Raw genomic sequence first — 16,720 nt, 5'->3', positions numbered from 1 at the left:
CATTACGTATTAAGGTTAATTTTACTTTTTAAAACGTTTTCAATACTATGAAAATTTTCTCCTTTTATATATAAGACTTTCGAACTAAGAAGGATGATTTTCCGATTCTTCGGTATACTTCTGACTCTTTTTCAATTCCTTCTCCTTCTCGCGCGTAAACTTTCACTACCCAATCTTTGTATTCTTTGTGCATAAATACTGCGGCATAATTACCTGTCCCTAAACACTTCCAAAGTCTAGGAATATCTTTAACTACTACAGGCTCGAATTCATCCTCACTTCTTATGCTCACCTCTTTTAATAATTCGTTCTTTATCAATCTCACAAAACTATTTATACTCATCATTTCCACTCCGGTTTTACTAAAAGGTGTACTACCCCATACCCATCAAGTTAAAAAGTACATTCTTCCCTAATACGAAAAAAATGAGCAGACTTCACTAAATAACTAACTTTAGAGAAATAAATTTTTCATTTAGGAGGGTACTTCAAAGCCTTAAAATGGATATTCTACGCAAATATATACTATTGATACAATAAGTTATGTTAACTTCACATGATTATTTTATAAAAAAACTTAGCAAATACCATTATGAAAAGTGTACAAGCTATATTTATTAATAATATACAACTTATACAAGTTGTTCAATGAAGAATATTTCGTAGATAAAATTGACTGTTTTAATCCATATACTATAAAAAATTCACTCCCATATACTCAAGGAGTTAACGAATGGATTGGCTTATTTTTTGTCGGAGGAAATAGATTAGCAGATGGAGAAAGCACATCACCTTGTTGTCCAAATGACCCTAAAGGTCATAGTAACGAAGAAAATGATTTAATGCTTCCTATAGTACCAGCAATTCCCAATCCTATTCTCACACAAAAAGAGGTAGAAAAAGCTCTGCAAAGTCCTAAAGCTTTTTATGTTAAATAATTAATATAAAAAAGAGGACAAGAAAATTCTTACATCAAAATTTTCTCCCATTTCTCTACTGATCAAGTAACATTAATAAATGAGGTACCGTCACATTCTCATAAAGCTAAGGCTTCACACCATTCATTAAGCAAAAAAAGACCGTATTATTACGGTCTTTTTTTATCCCCCTTACACAGAAACTATGACTGTGTAACTTTATTAGAAACAAGTAGTTTTTCAATACATATAGGTAACATATCTAATAACGTTTCAAATGCGTAATTTACGTCCAAACGCTCCGTCCATTGATGTGCATCTTTTCCTACCGGTCCCATATTTAATACTGGAACGTCAAATTCTTCTAATTCCTGAAGTGGAATCGAATATCCTTTATCCCATAATGGCATATTGTCTACAAGAGAACTCATTGAATCCAATGGGTTCTGTAAGCCCACATAGCTCAAATCTGAAATTCCCCCGAAATAATTTTGATTTTCAAATGAAATGCTATGATTATAGTGAGCATACTTTTCCATTTCTACAACTACTTCTTTAATTAAATGATTGTTGCGTGAACTCACAGCTGGATAGTATGGCGGAGCAAAGAAAAGTACAATCATTGGAGCCTTTTCTTTACATAAGATAGCTAATTTGTCTACTAAATCAATAGTTACCGCACGATCATCTTTATCTTCTCTATTTTTTATAATATCGGATTGAATTTCATCTATTTTTTCTTGTCCATGTTGTTCAATTGCATACGCGATAAGCTCTTCATACGTTAATACATTCACTTTGAGATTCGGCGGTATGAACGGATTATACTTAGAAAAATGATACGCGCGCTCCTCATACGATTCTTCGATTTTCTCTGCTACTTTCGTTACTTTTTGACGTAACAATGAAACTACATCTGTCATCGTTTTTTCTAGTAAAAACAAATTAAATAATGTGACAGCACGATGAGGAATTTGTACAGAGTAATCCTCCTTTAAGTCTCTTTGAAGCAAGTTAGTTGGTGGAGGACTCGCTTCCCCTTCTACAATATCACAAAGGTCCGTATTCAACTCTAATTCTGCTGTTAATAATGCAGCCATATAACTCCCATTTAACCCTGCAAAAGGTTCGCCTACATGTGTCTCTTTTCCATAGCAAAGGAAACCGGGTAACACTTTACCAATAGAACCAGTATAAATATACTTATTTTGGTCACCAGGATGTCTTGAAAACATAGGCTCTGAATTTAAGACCGTTTTATAATCTAAGGCGTGTTCTTTTGCTAAATCTAATAATCTCGGAACAGCAGCCCTCATCCCTACAGAGTTCACTTCTTCATCTGGAACAGCCAATAAAAGAACATTCCCATCAAATCTTCCTTCACAAGCTTGTTCAACCATCGCCATTTGTAAAGCTAGACCACATTTCATATCCATTGTTCCTCTACCAAAGAGCCAATCTCCTTGTTCAATATCTTCACGTACATGATCTGGTAGCTCATCTTTATGAGAATAAAACATAGATGTTAACTTTTTAGGGTTAAATGCATCTTCTTTCCACACTCCGTAATCTTGTACATCTACAACATCAAAGTGACTAACAAGAATTACGGTGTTTTTCGTACTATCACTTTTCTTTACTAGGGCTGTAACAAAATATCGTCCATCCCCCGTCGGATTTTTTTGCAAATGATGCGGATTTTGTTTGAAATACTGTAAGTCAGATAATTGTTCTACAACAAAGTCTGGCAATATAACTTCAGCTTCTGAACCTGTAATACTAGGAATTTCAACAAGATCGCTTAATAATTGCACCAATTGCTCTTTAGATTGCCACTTTGACATATAAATCCCCCTATTTTTCCGCATTATGAAAATCAATTCCAATATATGAATAAAAAATGACGACAGCTATCAAAATTATACTTCTGATGTTCTGCCGATTTTTATTGATATTTCATGAGCTGCTTGTTTTACCTTACTAATAAGAAAAGATAGTCGATCATCATTAATGCGATGACTAATCAATCCAATACTTAATGCTCCTACTACTTTATGATTAAATCCGATAATAGGTGCAGCTACTGAAGCTGTCCCTTCTGTTTTTTCACCATAACTCACAGCATACCCTTCGTTTCTTATCTGCTTTATTTGATCGGAAAGGATTTGCTTTTGTTCTGGTAAAGAAGAAAGTAATTGTTCTACAATGTGTTCCATTTCATTCGTGTTCATATTGGCAAGCATCGTTTTATTTGCTGCTCCAATCGAAAGTGGAATCTGTTCCCCTAAGTTATCGATAACTCGAATTTTTAAAGGGCTATCAATTCTTTCAATGATAATAGAATGTGTTCCATTTGGAATGTTCAAATAAACACTTTCTTCAACTTCAGAGGCCAAACGCTTCATCACTTCTCTTGCAACAGATCTGTAGTCTACCTTCTCCAATTGACGTAATCCTATTTCCATCCACATTGGTCCAATCTTGTACTGTTTTGTTTCTGAAATTTGCGTAACTAATCCATGCTCCATTAGAGAGTTCAGTAATCTATGTACTGTACTAACCGGGAGATGTGTTCTATCAGCTATATCAGAAATAGCCCAATACTCTTTTTCATTTGTAGAATTCAACAACTTAATAATACCTATCGCTCGATCAATGGACTGTACCATAACTCGCCTCAACTTTACTTGTAGTATGTTTAGCCTAATTAACTATCAATTTAACAAAAATTCAAACTGAAATCAATTAATTTATTTAATTTTCAAAATAAACAAAAGATACGCTATCAACATTTTGAAAACGCAAACAAAAAAATATTGACTTTTTCTCTTAATTATCTGAAAATTATAACAGGATTTCACATCACGGAATACATTCCATAATACGGAAAAACATCAATTTTCATACTACCAATTTTGAAAGTGAGGAAAACAATGACGCAAGTAAACAATTCAAACAATGAATTAAAGCGCACGATGAAAAGTAGACATTTATTCATGATTGCACTCGGTGGTGTGATTGGAACGGGGTTATTTAACGGATCTGGTTTTATTATAAGTCAAGCTGGACCTGGTGGATCCGTACTTGCCTTTATGGCCGGTGGATTATTAATGTATCTTGTTATGTTATGTCTTGGTGAGCTTGCTGTAGCAATGCCTGTTTCAGGATCTTTCCAGGAATATGCTACCAAATTCATTAACCCTGCCACTGGGTTTACAATCGGCTGGTTGTATTGGTTAAGCTGGGCGAATACGACCGGTCTTGAATTTACAACTGCTGGTATTACAATGCAGCGCTGGTTTCCTGATATTCCTGTCTGGGTTTGGTGTTTAATATTTGGTGTTACAATATTCACTATTAACGCATTATCTGCTCGTAGTTATGCAGAAACAGAATTTTGGTTTTCAAGTATAAAAGTATCTGCCATTATTGCTTTCATTATTCTTGGCGGCGCCGCTATGTTCGGCTTTATTGATTTAAAAGGAAACGAACCCGCTCCGCTTCTTTCAAATTTCGTAAATCATGGTGGTTTATTCCCAAATGGACTTGCCGCTATTCTTTTAACAATGGTTACAGTCAACTATTCCTTCCAAGGTACAGAACTTGTTGGAATCGCAGCAGGTGAAAGTGAAGATCCAGCAAAGACTTTACCTCGTTCTATTAGAAATATAATATGGCGCACGATGTTTTTCTTCGTCTTAGCAATCTTTGTTCTTGTGGCTTTAATTCCTTGGGAAGAGGCAGGATTAACTAAGAGTCCGTTTGTTGCTGTTTTTGATAATATAGGTATTCCTTATGCAGCTGATATTATGAACTTTGTTATTCTTACTGCTGTTCTTTCTGTCGCAAACTCAGGGCTGTACGCTGCAACACGAATGCTTTGGTCATTATCAAAAAATGATATGGCTCCAGCCTTTTTAAAGAAATTATCATCACGAGGGATACCTCTAAACGCTTTAATCTTAACGATAGCTATTTCTGCTTTTTCTCTTTTGACAAGCGTTGTAGCTGCTGAAACAGTTTACTTATGGCTGATTTCAATTTCTGGAGTCATTACAATTATTGTTTGGATGTCAATTTGTGTTTCTCAATTCTTTTTCCGTAAACATTATTTAGCCGAAGGTGGAAAATTAGAAAACTTAAAATTTAAAACTCCACTTTATCCTCTTGTACCAATTCTTGGTTTTGGATTGTATGGCATTATATTAATAAGTCTTATCTTTATCCCGAATCAAAGACTAGGAATCTATTGCACTGTACCATTTATCATCTTTTGCTACACCTACTATCACTTAAAGGTAAAGAAAAGAATTGCTACTAACACTCATACAGATACTAAAATTAGCGAAACTTCGTAATACTGTACTATATTTAAAAGACCGCACATTGCTTTTACCTCATGTGCGGTCTTTTATCATTGCTTTATTCATTTTTCCAGGCCCCCTATTTCCCACTTACTATTACTCTTTTGTTTTGATATATTGAATACATAATCACATTAAAAATTAAAAGACAGACAGGAGTTAAATACAATGATAAAAGGTTTCGGAGGAATATTTTGGAGAACTAACAATCTCGATGTTATAAAAAAATGGTACAGTGAAGTGTTGAAGATTGAAATAGAAAATTGGAATGGGACTGTGATTAAACCTGAATTAGGAACTGAGACTATCTTTTCTTTCTTTACCGAAAAAGACAGTTATTTTCCAATAGAACAACAAGTGATGTTAAATTTCCAAGTACATAATCTAAACGAGACTATTCAGCATCTTGAACATATTGGTGTACCTCTTGAAAAGAAAGAAGAGATTAGTGAATTTGGAAAGTTTATTTGGATTAAAGATCCTGAAGGTCGATTGATCGAACTTTGGGAGAAATAGTGATTTTTAATCCTTTGCTATCATGCTTACAGATGCTTTGGTTTAATAAGGTAAATAAAAAAGTACATCTCCGGTTATTAGACACAGTTTAACAATCGGAGGTGCACTTTTTTATGGATTAACACTTCTTAGTGTTGTAAATCCGTATTTTCCTGATTCCCCCCCTTGTAGAGATTGATTATCAAAATGATTATATTCATTGAATCGTGCTTATTTACTCTAAAAGCTAGAATTAGAACCGATAATGACAGTAGCATCCAGTTCCTTGTTTCTAACGACTTTTGTGCTAAGCCCAGCAGCAGAAAAGATTTCAAAGGCCTGAGGTGCCTGAACTTCGCTCGTCTCTATCAAAAGATGTCCATCCAAAGCTAACCAGAGTAAAGCTTCTTCTGCGACTCTTCGTAGAATGTTAAGACCATCGTCTCCTCCGTCAAGCGTTACATTTGGTTCATATAGGCGTGCCTCCCGGGGGAGAAACTTTATTATTTCGGTAGGAACGTAAGGTACGTTCGCAACTAGGATATTTACATGGCCCTTAAGTGAGTCTGGTAGAGCTTTATACAAGTCACCTTCAAAAGCATAACCGCCAAAATTCGTTACATTACGGCTAGCGCATTGTACTGCGATAGGGTCAATGTCAACAGAATACAATTCAACTCGTCCCAAAGCTGATGCCAGTGCGGCACCCACAGCACCTGATCCACAACATAGATCAACAATGATATCGCTAGAACGCGACAGGACCTCTGTTTGATGAACAAGGAACTCGGTACGTTTACGTGGTACAAAAACGCCTCGATCCACTTCTATTCGTAGACCACAAAACTCCGTGTATCCAACAACGTATTCCAGAGGTAGACCGTTGACTCGCATTTCTACCATTTTCATAAGGTCCTCTGGAGTTAATGCCTCTGACATAAGTAACCGGGTCTCATCTTCTGCGAAAACACAACCAGCACTCCGAAGCTTGCTAACTATACATTTTTCCATTTTCATATCCAAAAAGAAATTTGTTTTACTCTCTATATTATCTCACCACTTTTGATAAAATTTGTTTGTAATTCAAAATTCGTTAAAAATAGCTAATATCCTTCTTCAATAATCCGGGTCTTATTTTCCAGCGTACTCCGATTCAATATATTCGCGCTTTCTCTGACTCAACAAAGAGCGCTTCTGGTATTTTACTTCAGTTTCCGTTCTATGCTGGAATTATGGGCATGATGATTGGAGTAAATAGTGAAGGGCTTTCGCTTGGAGGAGCTATTTCTACTTTCTTTATTAGCATTTCAAATGAAACTACTTTCCCGCTCTTTACATTTTTAAGTGCTGGAATTGTTAATATTTTCGTTCCTTCTGGAGGCGGTCAATGGGCAGTGCAAGCACCAATTATGATTCCAGCTGGCGCTGAACTTGGTGTACCTGCTGCGAAAACAGCGATGGCAATTGCATGGGGCGATGCTTGGACAAATTTAATTCAACCTTTCTGGGCGTTACCAGCATTAGCGATAGCTGGTTTAGGTGCTCGTGATATTATGGGATTTTGCGTTGTTAACTTACTATATGCAGGTTTCATCATTAGTCTATGTTTCTTATTTATTTAAACGAAAAGCTAGTCTTATACTAGCTTTTTTACATAATGAATCACTTATTTCCCACGCAATTTATAATCTTCTTCCACTCTATCTCCGTAAGATTTAATGCCGCAAATGCAAAAAAATCTTCACATATTTTTTCAATCAAATGTGGATTTCCCCTCAAGAAATTCCACTGTAATACTTTAGGAAGAAAATGTATTTCATATTCTTTACTTCCCCGTACTACCTCATCAACTTCTCTTTCACAAATCCCTCTTATTAAATAATCATTTCTTAATTGCATCTGAATTTGTTGAAACGTTTCACTATACTTCTTCAATTGGACTAAACAATTAATATACGTACGAAAAAGTTCGTCATCACAATTGCAACACTTTATAATACGATCGATTTCATTCATAATGTACGAGCCGCTTCTTCTATTTGTAATAACCACTTTTCCCGCTTCTCTCGTTTACTCGTTTTCACAGATTGAAAAACTGACCGTTTTATATCGCGAATGCCGCAAAAACGTAAAACACCTCTCTTCATCATAATCCAATCTGCTGATCGATATAATAGAGCCACATACCATAATGGTGAATCTAACGTATTAATAACCCACGCCTTCTTATCTTTCAATAAGCCCTTCGGCAAGGCACCTTCATATTTATAAGCGAATCCAGCTACGAAAATGCGATCAATAAACCCTTTTAAAATAGCAGGCATCCCCCACCACCATATCGGATAGATGAAGAGAAGCGCATCCGCTTCTTCCACTAATGTTCTGTACCGAACTGTCTCTTCTTCATTTACTAAATCACGTCTTTTCTTCTCTTCATTAAATACAAGCACTGGATCAAATTGTTCTTTATATAAATCAAGTAGCGTAACAGAATGATTTGTTTCCCCAAGTCCTTTTTGCACATGCTCTAAAATCGCCGCGTTAAAGCTTGAAGGACTAGGGTGAGCGTATATAATTAGTACGTTCACTACAAAGCAACTCCCCTCTACAGTTAAATCTCCCCATTCTTTAACATCTTCTCTACGATTTGGACATTTTTCGAACTTTGTAACAAACGATTTAGTACTGTTAGTAACTCTTCTTTTTCTAAACCTTTCAGTTGTTCTTTAACTGTACTCTCACCAGCACCTTGAATATCATACACAACTGCCGCCATATGCTTACAATAATTTTCATACGGACACTCGCAGCTACTTTTTGTAAAATCAGTAAGGTCAATAATCACTTCATAGTTTCCTGCATTTCCAGTAACGAAAGCAAATACTTTCTTATCTTGTATTTCAACATCTTCTACATGTCCCTCTTCATAATATTCATAACCTTTATCTATAATGTACTTTGGAATCCATTTCGTTATATCTTTTAATAAGTAAGCGTACATCCTATCACCTCTTCCTTTAATTCCCTTTTGACTTCAAAAACCTTGCATGTTATTCTAATTACTGTCAAGTAGCGAGTCTACATGGCAAAACGACTGACACCTATTCGGCGAAGGTGTCTCTTTTATTTGCAGCCGATAATGAAGTGCCTCTTTCAGGCACATTCAATCTTTGACACTACACACTCAACACCATTCCCTTGTATCAGGCTGCTTTAGCAGTCTTTTACACTACATACTTCAAAAAAAAGAGAGCCTAGCTCCCTTTTCCCGCTTTATAAAATACCCCTTTTTCAATAAAGCGATATTCATCATCAGCTAAAGTAATTTTCCCATCCAGTTTGAGTTCATCTAATAATCTTGATAAATAAAATTGATGTAACATTTTTTTCGTGAATTTTCCTTCATGATGCGAAACGATATGTTCTTGAATATCTAACAATGATATTGGCTTATCTTGCTCTATCATATATTCATAAACTGTACTACGCAGTTTTACGTATTTTTCGAGTGTCACAGTACTTCGCAACCCCTTTCTTCTTATTATATGTTTTCGTAATCGGTTTTTTTGCAACAAAAAAACCTCTCCGATAAGAAGAAGTTACGTATATCTTCGTCTTATCTCCCAGAACAAAAATGTTCTGCTGGAATTAGCACCTGCATCGCGGTTGCTGGGTTTCATCGGGCCAGTCCCTCCACCTCTCTGGATAAGAAAATATTCACTTTATAATAAACTATACGTAATTTCATTTTAATTGTCAAATAAATATAACAAATTATATTTTCCTCCTCAGTGTTCATACTACATGTATATGAGTAAAAAAGGAGGACTATGAAATGTATCAAAACGCACGTGGATATGTACAAGATTCTTTTCAGTCATTAAAAGAAGCAAAACATTGTTTAGAAGAAGCACTACAAACAGTTGAAAAAGATTTTAATCGCGCACGTATTGAACAATCCCTTTACGCCGTAGAGCAAGCATTGCAAAGATGTGATTATACCGTTCACATTTTAGAACAAGATTGAAAACTTCCCATCAATAGATGGGAAGTTTTTTCAAATGGCATACTTCATTATTATTGCCGTTATGATTAAAAAATATACAGAATTAACAATTTCTAAAACCCCTACTTTTAATATAGAAATTTTTTTGCCATACAATATAATTGCTCGAATGACACTTGGTACGAATATAAGAGAACACCATGGATTGATAGCAAATACAATTACCGTCAATACAATATGATACCCCCAAGATATGAGACGATACTTCGGATTATTTTTCTCACGAATCATTGTTTTCACATAAAACGTACTTCCTAAAAAATACAAAAATGAAATAAGTGCAATGAATACTGCGGTTTTATCGATTTGCTTCATTGAAAAATAATAACTGATTAAACCACCTATACAAAACACTATAATCGCACAAATATCATTGAGTAATGCTCGTTCATTTTTTTGACGAGTGTAATACATATTTACAATAAACAATGGAATCATTAATACTGCGAATAAAAGAATCCGCCATTCATATAATAAAGAAATCATCCCAAATACGAGTGCAATAATAGAATACACCATTGCATTGTGTAGCAATTCTTTTTTTCGTCTTTTCCTTATGTACATGAGAAATGGATACGTAGCGAGATAGATAAAGAACCAGGCTAAAAACAGTGGGATATGATAAATAGTAGGTTTCCCAAGTATGATACTTAATAGAAATGGTATAACAAGCATGGCCCATGCTCCATGCTGCTTCGGAATAACTAACTTCATTAACTATACACCTCCTCTTTGAAAATAATTCTCACCTACTATTATACAAATGATTTCATATAATAACGGATATATATTGGATCTATTTTTTGACAATAAAAAAATGCTCCTTACAATATGTAAGAAGCATGAAAGAGGCAAACGAATATGTAAGTCGCGACCCTACCTTATATGAGTATGCTTTTCTATGTCACGTTATGCTCATCTAATATACCGTATTTCTTTTTAAATCTTGTGAGGATCGTAATCCATGAAGTGCTAAATAACAGAAGGAAAATAACATTCGATATCGCATGACTAAGATCGAATGAAAAACTTGCGGCATAGTACGCAATGACAGTTTCCCACGTTGCTTCCTGTATAAAACCGAGAAGACCCCAAAAATTCATAATCCAGCCAAATAGAAATCCAACGGCAAATCCATATATGAGTCGTCCCCATAGTTTTTTCATCAAAAATGTATTTCGGAGTAATCCTGCTATAAAACCGATCATGCCCCAGGAGAACATTTGCCACGGCGTCCATGGACCTTGACCTAAAAAGATGTTAGACACAATAGCCGCTGTAGCACCGATCATAAAACCAGTTTCACTCCCAAACACAATTGCAGAAACGATAATAACAAACGAAGTCGGTTGTACACTCGGTAAAATTGAAAATGGTACCCGGCTAACTGCTGCGATCGCCGCTAGCACAGCAACGATAACAATTTCACGTGAAACAAACGCCTTCCTTTCAAAACGGATATAGAAAGGTAACATAATGATAGCTAATAAAAACAAACTACTTAACATGTAATAACCGTCCATGATAAGTGTAGTAAAGAGTAATGTGCCTATTATTACTATAAAAATACAAATTATGAATGCAACATATCGTTTGGACACGCTTCGTACACATCCTCCCACGTTAATGCAAACGGTAACTCTTTACGGATGAATCGATTAATAGATGTTGTATAAAAGAAGTTACCACTAAAGAACTCTTTCGGTGCATCATTCATAATAACTTTCCCATCAAATAACATCATGCATTGATCTACATATTTTGCTGCAAATTCAATATCATGCGTTGCCATTATAATTGTTGTACCTTCTTTTTGCAACTGTTTAAACAGCTCTCCTACTCTTTCCTTTTTCCATGGATCTAGTCCCTTTGTCGGCTCATCGAGTAATAATAAAGTTGGCTTTGATAATAACGTTGTACATAATGCAAGTAGTTGTTGCTCCCCACCGCTACAATCATGCGGATGGCGCTCTTTAAGCGAATCTAACCAGAACTTTTCCAACATTTCTTCTGCTATTACTTTTCCCTCTTCGCCATATAATTCACGAGCACGCTCATAAACCTCTTCCCAGACTGTATCAAATGTAAAATGATAATACGGATGTTGCGATACGTACCCTATACTTTTAAACCGTTCTTTTGAATCAATTTTATGTATCACTTTTCCATTCCACTTTACCTTACCTCTTCTAGCTTTTTGCAATCCTGCTAAAATCGTTAACAGTGTAGACTTCCCAGTTCCGTTTTTCCCAACTAGAGCTGTCCATTTTCCTTTTTCGATGTTTACTGTTAAATCTCGTAAAATAAGTGGACTATTTTTCTCATATTGAAAAGATATATGTTCTGCACTTAAAATCACTTCTTGCTTTTCACATTGTTCTACTTGCCCATTCCTATATGATATCGCTGAAAAATCATTCATTTTCATTTGCGCTTCTCGTACTGTAAACGGAATATCTTCTACATTCCACTCTAAAAACAATCTTGGAATTTGCGGAATGAATGGATGGAACTTTTCTACTTCCCACATGTTCGCTATCACACTTTTAGAAGTACCATCATAAATGATTCTACCATTATCCATACAAACAACGCGTGTTGCGAGCGGTATAACTTCATCTAAACGATGTTCACTTAAAACTATCGTAATTCCAAGTTCTTCATTAATACGTTTTAATAATCCTAAAAACTCTTTTGCAGCAATCGGATCTAGCTGCGCTGTCGGTTCATCCAGTAATAGTAGCTTCGGCTGCATGACTAATACTGCAGCTAAATTTACTAGTTGTTTTTGACCACCAGATAACGTATGAACAGATTGATGCAATAAATCTTGAAATCCTAAAAAGCTAATGAGTTCCGCTATTCTTTTTTGAATAATATGTGATGGTAACCCAATATTTTCCAAAGAGAATGCTAGCTCTTGAATAACTGTATCCATCACGAGCTGATTTTCTGGATTTTGAAATACCATACCAATCTCTTGTGCAGATAATAAATCTGGTACATCTTCTAATAAAGCTCCATCATAATATGTATGCCCAGAACGTGTACCAATTGGAAGTAACTCCTTTTTAAAATGTTTCAATAAAGTTGTCTTCCCAGATCCTGAACCACCAGCAAGTACTATAAATTCTCCTTTTTGAACAGAAAGAGAAATATGCTGTAACGCGTATTCATTTTCATCAGCATATATAAATGATAAATTCTTTATTTCTGCATGCGCCACCATATCCATTCCCTTCCTTCCATCATAATTGGTAAACTAACAAACATCATAAATAATAAAAACATCATTCCATCGTATTGCTGGAATAGTATTGATTCCACTTTCGGATAGATGATCAATTTCCCTCCTCCATAATAACTAAATATGAATGAGGCTATAAATAGAATACTTAAATAACTTAGCGTGTACCAATCGCGTCTTTCCATTCTATACCGAATATAAGTCGTACGTTTTGTTACACCAAATCCACGAGCTTGCATAGAATCTGCTGTTTGTAGTGCATCTTCTAACGAACAAATTAATAACACTTGCAGTAATTTCATCCCATTTTTTATACGCTCAATGAGTGAACCTGAATCTAATTGCACACCTTTCGTTTTTTGGACGAGTGTAATTTTCTTTAACCGCCTAATAAACAAAGGAACAAACCTCACTGTAATCATCGTTAACAATGCTACTTTCGGTGAAATTCTTGAAAATAAATATAAAAATTTATGACTCGAAATAATATCATTATACGAAGCAAACGTAAACATAATTGCAACTAATAATAATCCCATAACAAGTCCATACATACAGGCCTCAAGCTTAATCCGGCTATCTCCTAACCAAAATAACGTAGTCGCTCCTCTATGTGTTAATAAAGAGTTAAATAAAATAACCATCAAAAAGAACACGATAGTACTAGGCAGCATGTTTCTTATTTTCTCACCATTTCCTTGCACTATATTTAAGATTACTATTAGTATAATCGCTCCAATTAAAAAAAGAGGATGAAGACACATCATACATAGTATCATCACCCCGATATAATAGAAAAAATTCACAAAAGGATGTAAAGAAGAAAAACTTATTTTCATAGTCCTTTACCGAAGATCCTTTCTTAATTTAGTATACATACACCCATTCAACTGTATCTCCTGGTTTAACTGTAACTACACCAGCACTACGGTTTGGAAACGATCCGTTCACACGATATTTCCAGCCACTATTATCATTTACATCTTTTTCATATAAATTTTCAATACCTTTTACGTAAACATCTCCTTTAGAGCCCATTGCATCAACATCTAATCCTGTGCTCTTTAACACACTATAAACTGTATCGCCATCTTGTACATCAACCTTTTTCGCACCTAATAAGTATCCTTCATGACCTTTTACGGAGATAGTAACTTGTTTCGCCTGCGGCTCTGGTTTTGGTTCTGGTTTTTGCTCCTGCTTTGATTCTGCCTTTTGTTGCGGTGGAGCTGGAAGAGTTACCTGTTGCCCTTTATTCGGATCCTCTTTTTGCTCTTGCTTTGGTGTTTCTTTCGGCTGATTAACAACCTTTGCTTCTTCTTTTACTTCTGGCGCTTTCTGCGGCTGAGGTTTCTCTTCTTGTACTTTTTGTTGTTCCGGTTGTTTATTTGCAGCAGGCTTTTCCTTTGGTTGCTCTTCTTTCTTTACTTCCGGTTGTGCCTGCGCTTTTTCTTCTTTTTGTTTCTCTTCTACTTTCTGTTCTTGTTTATCTTTCTGCTCTTCTTGTTGTTTCTGTTCCGGTTCAGCTTGTTTCTCTTCTGGTTTCGGTACATCTTTTTGTTCTTCCTGTTTCGCTACTTCTTTTTGCTCTTCTTGCTTCGGTTCTGCCTTCTTCTCAGGCTTTACAGCCGTTTCTTCACATCCGGCTAATAATCCCAATGAAAGAACTAAAGAAATGAACCATTTCATCTTACTCATGCTGTCCCTCACCTTTCATAATAAAATTAGGAGCAAATGATTGCTCCTAATTTTTGTTAAGCTGCTTTACGTCTCCATAATACATATGCAGAAGCAATACATAATACACCCATACCTACTTCTGTTGCTGCACTATGAGAAGATGCTCCTGTTTGTGGTAATTGATTCTTATTCTTGTTTGTTTCTTTATTAACTCGTTCGTTATCTACAACAACTTTCAGATTTTCATCTTTTGGTTGTTTTTGTAACTGTTCTTGTTGTTTCGGCTGTTCTACAGTTGTCTCTGGCTCTACAATTGGTTTCGTATCGATTTCATTCTCTACTACATTTGACCAATCATAAATCGATTTTCCAAGATCTTTAAACTGAAGTAAAGCTAAAAATGCTTGCTCTGTAGCCATTCCGCTACCTTTTTGATCACTCGGTAACCATTTGAACTCACCATTTGGAAGCTGGTATGACATTAAATTTTGTACTGCTTTATTAAGACGATCGTGATCTACATCTTTAACTAGCGATAGTCCAATAATTGCTTGTGCAGTACTATTAGAATTCTCTCGTCCATCAGCGGCAAAACCACCATTACCTAGCTGCTGCTTGTATAAATAATCAACAGCTTTTTGGATAGCTGGCTTTACATCTGTTTGATCTTGATAAGGAGCTAATGCAGCTAATACCATACTTGTTACATCAACGCTACTAGCACTTTCTTTACTACTTGAACTATCATACGTCCAGCCACCGTCTGTATGCTGTGACTGTAAAAGTGCTTGTACTAAAGTAGCTCGATTCCATTTCGCTTCGGCCGGAACCTCATATTTCTTTGTATCTAATGCAAGTAATGTAAATGCGTATCCTGTAACAGAATTCACTTTATCTGATTCAAATAAATTTTGTACTAAATTTTGTCCCTCTACCTTTGTAGGATCTACATTCATTGCATTCATCATAATAATCGTTCTAGCTAAATCTGTTGCTGAAAAACGATTTAAACGCTTCTTAACCTTTTCAGCTACTGGCTGAACATAGTTTATTTTCGTTTCAAGTGGAATATTTACACCTGAACGAGCGAGTCCAATCGCAACCCAATCACTACCAATTCCATCTTGTAACATCTTTTCTGACGTTTTAGAAATTGTTTCATTTAATTGTGCTGCTGGAATTTCAACTTTCTCTTGCTTTGGTTGTTCTGTTGTTTTATCTTCTGATTTTGGTTCTTCTGTTTTACCGTCTGGTTTTTCTGTTTTCGGTTCTTCTGGTTTTGGTTCCTCTGGTTTACCATCTGGTTTTTCTGTTTTCGGTTCTTCTGGTTTTGGTTCCTCTGGTTTACCATCTGGTTTTTCTGTTTTCGGTTCTTCTGGTTTACCATCTGGTTTTTCTGTTTTCGGTTCCTCTGTCTTTGGCTCTTCTACAGTTTTACAAGTCCCGAACTTATCTAACGTTTGTTGCAACGTTTCTTGACTCATATTGCTCCAGTCCGCAACGTAACGAAATGCAACAACATCCCCAGACTCTAATTTATAACTATCTGCCCCAACTTCTGCAGATTTGTCATTTACATCATACAACCAACCGCTCGTTGCTCCGGCCATTAATCCGTCGATGCCCTTTATATACGTTCCAAATGACATACTTTCAGATATTACTTTGTCACCCATGACTTTTCGTAACAAACTAAAAGCTGTTTCTCCATCTTCAATGGAAACTTCTTTTGGACATAACATAATTCCTTTTTGTGATTCACCAATAATTGCAAGTTTCGCTGTCTTTCCTTCAGCAAACGTAATATGTACTGTATTCGCAAAAGAAACAAATACAAGTGCCACTGCCATTAATGATGTAAGCAGCCATTTCTTTAACATTGCCATTCCAAAATCCCCTCCCTTTACTAACATTTACACAAAAAAAGACCCTTTAAGGGCGTGTGATTGAC

The 16,720-nt window shown here is 35.6% G+C and carries 17 protein-coding genes, 2 pseudogenes and 1 riboswitch; of the genes and pseudogenes, 5 read left to right on the top strand and 14 right to left on the bottom strand.

All coding sequences use genetic code 11. From position 1 onward, the window contains the following. Positions 1 to 50: 50 nt before the first annotated feature. Positions 51 to 343, bottom strand: a pseudogene (locus tag CDB3_RS08215) (serine/threonine protein kinase); the annotation flags it as partial. 298 nt (positions 344 to 641) lie between these two features. Here CDB3_RS08215 and CDB3_RS08210 point away from each other — a divergent pair. Continuing rightward, positions 642 to 938 carry a hypothetical protein gene (locus CDB3_RS08210; RefSeq protein ID WP_256869689.1) on the top strand — a complete coding sequence of 99 codons (297 nt, stop codon included), beginning with the start codon at positions 642 to 644 and terminating at the stop codon, positions 936 to 938. 182 nt (positions 939 to 1,120) lie between these two features. On the opposite strand, the gene CDB3_RS08205 is transcribed toward CDB3_RS08210, so the two are convergent. Further along, on the bottom strand, positions 1,121 to 2,761 hold the full coding sequence (locus tag CDB3_RS08205) for a M20/M25/M40 family metallo-hydrolase (protein WP_128854069.1): 1,641 nt from the start codon (positions 2,759 to 2,761) through the stop codon (positions 1,121 to 1,123). A 75-nt stretch (positions 2,762 to 2,836) separates the two neighbouring features. Continuing rightward, positions 2,837 to 3,586, bottom strand: a complete 750-nt coding sequence (locus CDB3_RS08200) for an IclR family transcriptional regulator (RefSeq protein WP_097833160.1) — start codon at positions 3,584 to 3,586, stop codon at positions 2,837 to 2,839. A 264-nt stretch (positions 3,587 to 3,850) separates the two neighbouring features. Here CDB3_RS08200 and CDB3_RS08190 point away from each other — a divergent pair, with 264 nt between their 5' ends. After that, positions 3,851 to 5,275 carry an amino acid permease gene (locus CDB3_RS08190; protein WP_128854068.1) on the top strand — a complete coding sequence of 475 codons (1,425 nt, stop codon included), beginning with the start codon at positions 3,851 to 3,853 and terminating at the stop codon, positions 5,273 to 5,275. Between the two features lie 174 nt (positions 5,276 to 5,449). Then, positions 5,450 to 5,797: a VOC family protein gene (locus tag CDB3_RS08185; RefSeq protein WP_128854067.1), complete on the top strand. Its 348-nt coding sequence runs from the start codon at positions 5,450 to 5,452 to the stop codon at positions 5,795 to 5,797. A gap of 219 nt (positions 5,798 to 6,016) precedes the next feature. Here the strand turns inward: CDB3_RS08185 and CDB3_RS08180 are convergent, their stop codons facing one another. Continuing rightward, positions 6,017 to 6,787 (bottom strand): putative protein N(5)-glutamine methyltransferase, encoded by a 771-nt coding sequence (locus CDB3_RS08180; RefSeq protein ID WP_128854071.1) that lies wholly within the window; start codon positions 6,785 to 6,787, stop codon positions 6,017 to 6,019. 116 nt (positions 6,788 to 6,903) lie between these two features. Between CDB3_RS08180 and CDB3_RS08175 the strand changes: the two are divergent. Further along, positions 6,904 to 7,398: pseudogene (locus CDB3_RS08175) on the top strand (TIGR00366 family protein); the annotation flags it as partial. Positions 7,399 to 7,438: 40 nt separating this feature from the next. On the opposite strand, the gene CDB3_RS08170 reads toward CDB3_RS08175, so the two are convergent. The 4 genes from CDB3_RS08170 to CDB3_RS08155 all read right to left on the bottom strand — a co-directional run bounded on the left by CDB3_RS08170 (position 7,439) and on the right by CDB3_RS08155 (position 9,291). Then, a complete protein-coding gene (locus tag CDB3_RS08170; RefSeq protein ID WP_128854066.1) occupies positions 7,439 to 7,792 on the bottom strand; it encodes a group-specific protein in 354 nt (117 codons plus the stop codon). Beyond that, positions 7,789 to 8,364 (bottom strand): NAD(P)H-dependent oxidoreductase, encoded by a 576-nt coding sequence (locus CDB3_RS08165; RefSeq protein ID WP_128854065.1) that lies wholly within the window; start codon positions 8,362 to 8,364, stop codon positions 7,789 to 7,791. Before CDB3_RS08165 ends, CDB3_RS08170 begins: the two co-directional genes overlap by 4 nt. Positions 8,365 to 8,387: 23 nt before the next feature. Further along, positions 8,388 to 8,777, bottom strand: a complete 390-nt coding sequence (locus tag CDB3_RS08160; RefSeq protein WP_128854064.1) for an SWIM zinc finger family protein — start codon at positions 8,775 to 8,777, stop codon at positions 8,388 to 8,390. A gap of 253 nt (positions 8,778 to 9,030) precedes the next feature. Then, a complete protein-coding gene (locus CDB3_RS08155; protein WP_128854063.1) occupies positions 9,031 to 9,291 on the bottom strand; it encodes a hypothetical protein in 261 nt (86 codons plus the stop codon). Between the two features lie 98 nt (positions 9,292 to 9,389). After that, a riboswitch (SAM riboswitch) is annotated at positions 9,390 to 9,488 on the bottom strand. A gap of 123 nt (positions 9,489 to 9,611) precedes the next feature. Here CDB3_RS08155 and CDB3_RS08150 point away from each other — a divergent pair. Beyond that, positions 9,612 to 9,803: a hypothetical protein gene (locus tag CDB3_RS08150; protein ID WP_000284538.1), complete on the top strand. Its 192-nt coding sequence runs from the start codon at positions 9,612 to 9,614 to the stop codon at positions 9,801 to 9,803. Positions 9,804 to 9,833: 30 nt separating this feature from the next. Here the strand turns inward: CDB3_RS08150 and CDB3_RS08145 are convergent, their stop codons facing one another. From CDB3_RS08145 to CDB3_RS08120, 6 genes are all read right to left on the bottom strand, one after another. Further along, the gene (locus CDB3_RS08145; RefSeq protein ID WP_128854062.1) at positions 9,834 to 10,556 is read right to left on the bottom strand and encodes a YwiC-like family protein; all 723 of its coding nucleotides are present in this window, start codon (positions 10,554 to 10,556) and stop codon (positions 9,834 to 9,836) included. Between the two features lie 185 nt (positions 10,557 to 10,741). After that, positions 10,742 to 11,443: an ECF transporter S component gene (locus tag CDB3_RS08140; RefSeq protein ID WP_128854061.1), complete on the bottom strand. Its 702-nt coding sequence runs from the start codon at positions 11,441 to 11,443 to the stop codon at positions 10,742 to 10,744. Continuing rightward, positions 11,416 to 13,077, bottom strand: coding sequence for an ABC transporter ATP-binding protein (locus tag CDB3_RS08135; RefSeq protein ID WP_128854060.1), 1,662 nt, complete (start codon positions 13,075 to 13,077; stop codon positions 11,416 to 11,418). The genes CDB3_RS08140 and CDB3_RS08135 overlap by 28 nt, the downstream gene beginning before the upstream one ends. Continuing rightward, positions 13,050 to 13,928 (bottom strand): energy-coupling factor transporter transmembrane component T, encoded by an 879-nt coding sequence (locus CDB3_RS08130; RefSeq protein WP_128854059.1) that lies wholly within the window; start codon positions 13,926 to 13,928, stop codon positions 13,050 to 13,052. Before CDB3_RS08130 ends, CDB3_RS08135 begins: the two co-directional genes overlap by 28 nt. Before the next feature lie 28 nt (positions 13,929 to 13,956). Continuing rightward, positions 13,957 to 14,787 carry a DUF4430 domain-containing protein gene (locus tag CDB3_RS08125; RefSeq protein WP_128854058.1) on the bottom strand — a complete coding sequence of 277 codons (831 nt, stop codon included), beginning with the start codon at positions 14,785 to 14,787 and terminating at the stop codon, positions 13,957 to 13,959. A gap of 56 nt (positions 14,788 to 14,843) precedes the next feature. Then, positions 14,844 to 16,655 carry a DUF4430 domain-containing protein gene (locus CDB3_RS08120; protein ID WP_128854057.1) on the bottom strand — a complete coding sequence of 604 codons (1,812 nt, stop codon included), beginning with the start codon at positions 16,653 to 16,655 and terminating at the stop codon, positions 14,844 to 14,846. Positions 16,656 to 16,720: the final 65 nt, after the last annotated feature.

This window comes from Bacillus sp. CDB3 (assembly GCF_002081505.1).
GTDB classification, from domain to species: domain Bacteria; phylum Bacillota; class Bacilli; order Bacillales; family Bacillaceae_G; genus Bacillus_A; species Bacillus_A cereus_AT.
The sequence above is the reverse complement of the archived record's forward strand: the minus strand, read 5'-3'. Positions and strand labels throughout refer to the sequence as shown.

Coding starts and splice junctions, on each gene's coding strand:
- CDB3_RS08135 (WP_128854060.1), bottom strand. CDS start 13,077: ATGGATATGGTGGCGCATGCAGAAATAAAGAATTTATCATTTATATAT.
- CDB3_RS08125 (WP_128854058.1), bottom strand. CDS start 14,787: ATGAGTAAGATGAAATGGTTCATTTCTTTAGTTCTTTCATTGGGATTA.
- CDB3_RS08130 (WP_128854059.1), bottom strand. CDS start 13,928: ATGAAAATAAGTTTTTCTTCTTTACATCCTTTTGTGAATTTTTTCTAT.
- CDB3_RS08160 (WP_128854064.1), bottom strand. CDS start 8,777: ATGTACGCTTACTTATTAAAAGATATAACGAAATGGATTCCAAAGTAC.
- CDB3_RS08170 (WP_128854066.1), bottom strand. CDS start 7,792: ATGAATGAAATCGATCGTATTATAAAGTGTTGCAATTGTGATGACGAA.
- CDB3_RS08205 (WP_128854069.1), bottom strand. CDS start 2,761: ATGTCAAAGTGGCAATCTAAAGAGCAATTGGTGCAATTATTAAGCGAT.
- CDB3_RS08180 (WP_128854071.1), bottom strand. CDS start 6,787: ATGGAAAAATGTATAGTTAGCAAGCTTCGGAGTGCTGGTTGTGTTTTC.
- CDB3_RS08150 (WP_000284538.1), top strand. CDS start 9,612: ATGTATCAAAACGCACGTGGATATGTACAAGATTCTTTTCAGTCATTA.
- CDB3_RS08200 (WP_097833160.1), bottom strand. CDS start 3,586: ATGGTACAGTCCATTGATCGAGCGATAGGTATTATTAAGTTGTTGAAT.
- CDB3_RS08190 (WP_128854068.1), top strand. CDS start 3,851: ATGACGCAAGTAAACAATTCAAACAATGAATTAAAGCGCACGATGAAA.
- CDB3_RS08120 (WP_128854057.1), bottom strand. CDS start 16,655: ATGGCAATGTTAAAGAAATGGCTGCTTACATCATTAATGGCAGTGGCA.
- CDB3_RS08145 (WP_128854062.1), bottom strand. CDS start 10,556: ATGAAGTTAGTTATTCCGAAGCAGCATGGAGCATGGGCCATGCTTGTT.
- CDB3_RS08185 (WP_128854067.1), top strand. CDS start 5,450: ATGATAAAAGGTTTCGGAGGAATATTTTGGAGAACTAACAATCTCGAT.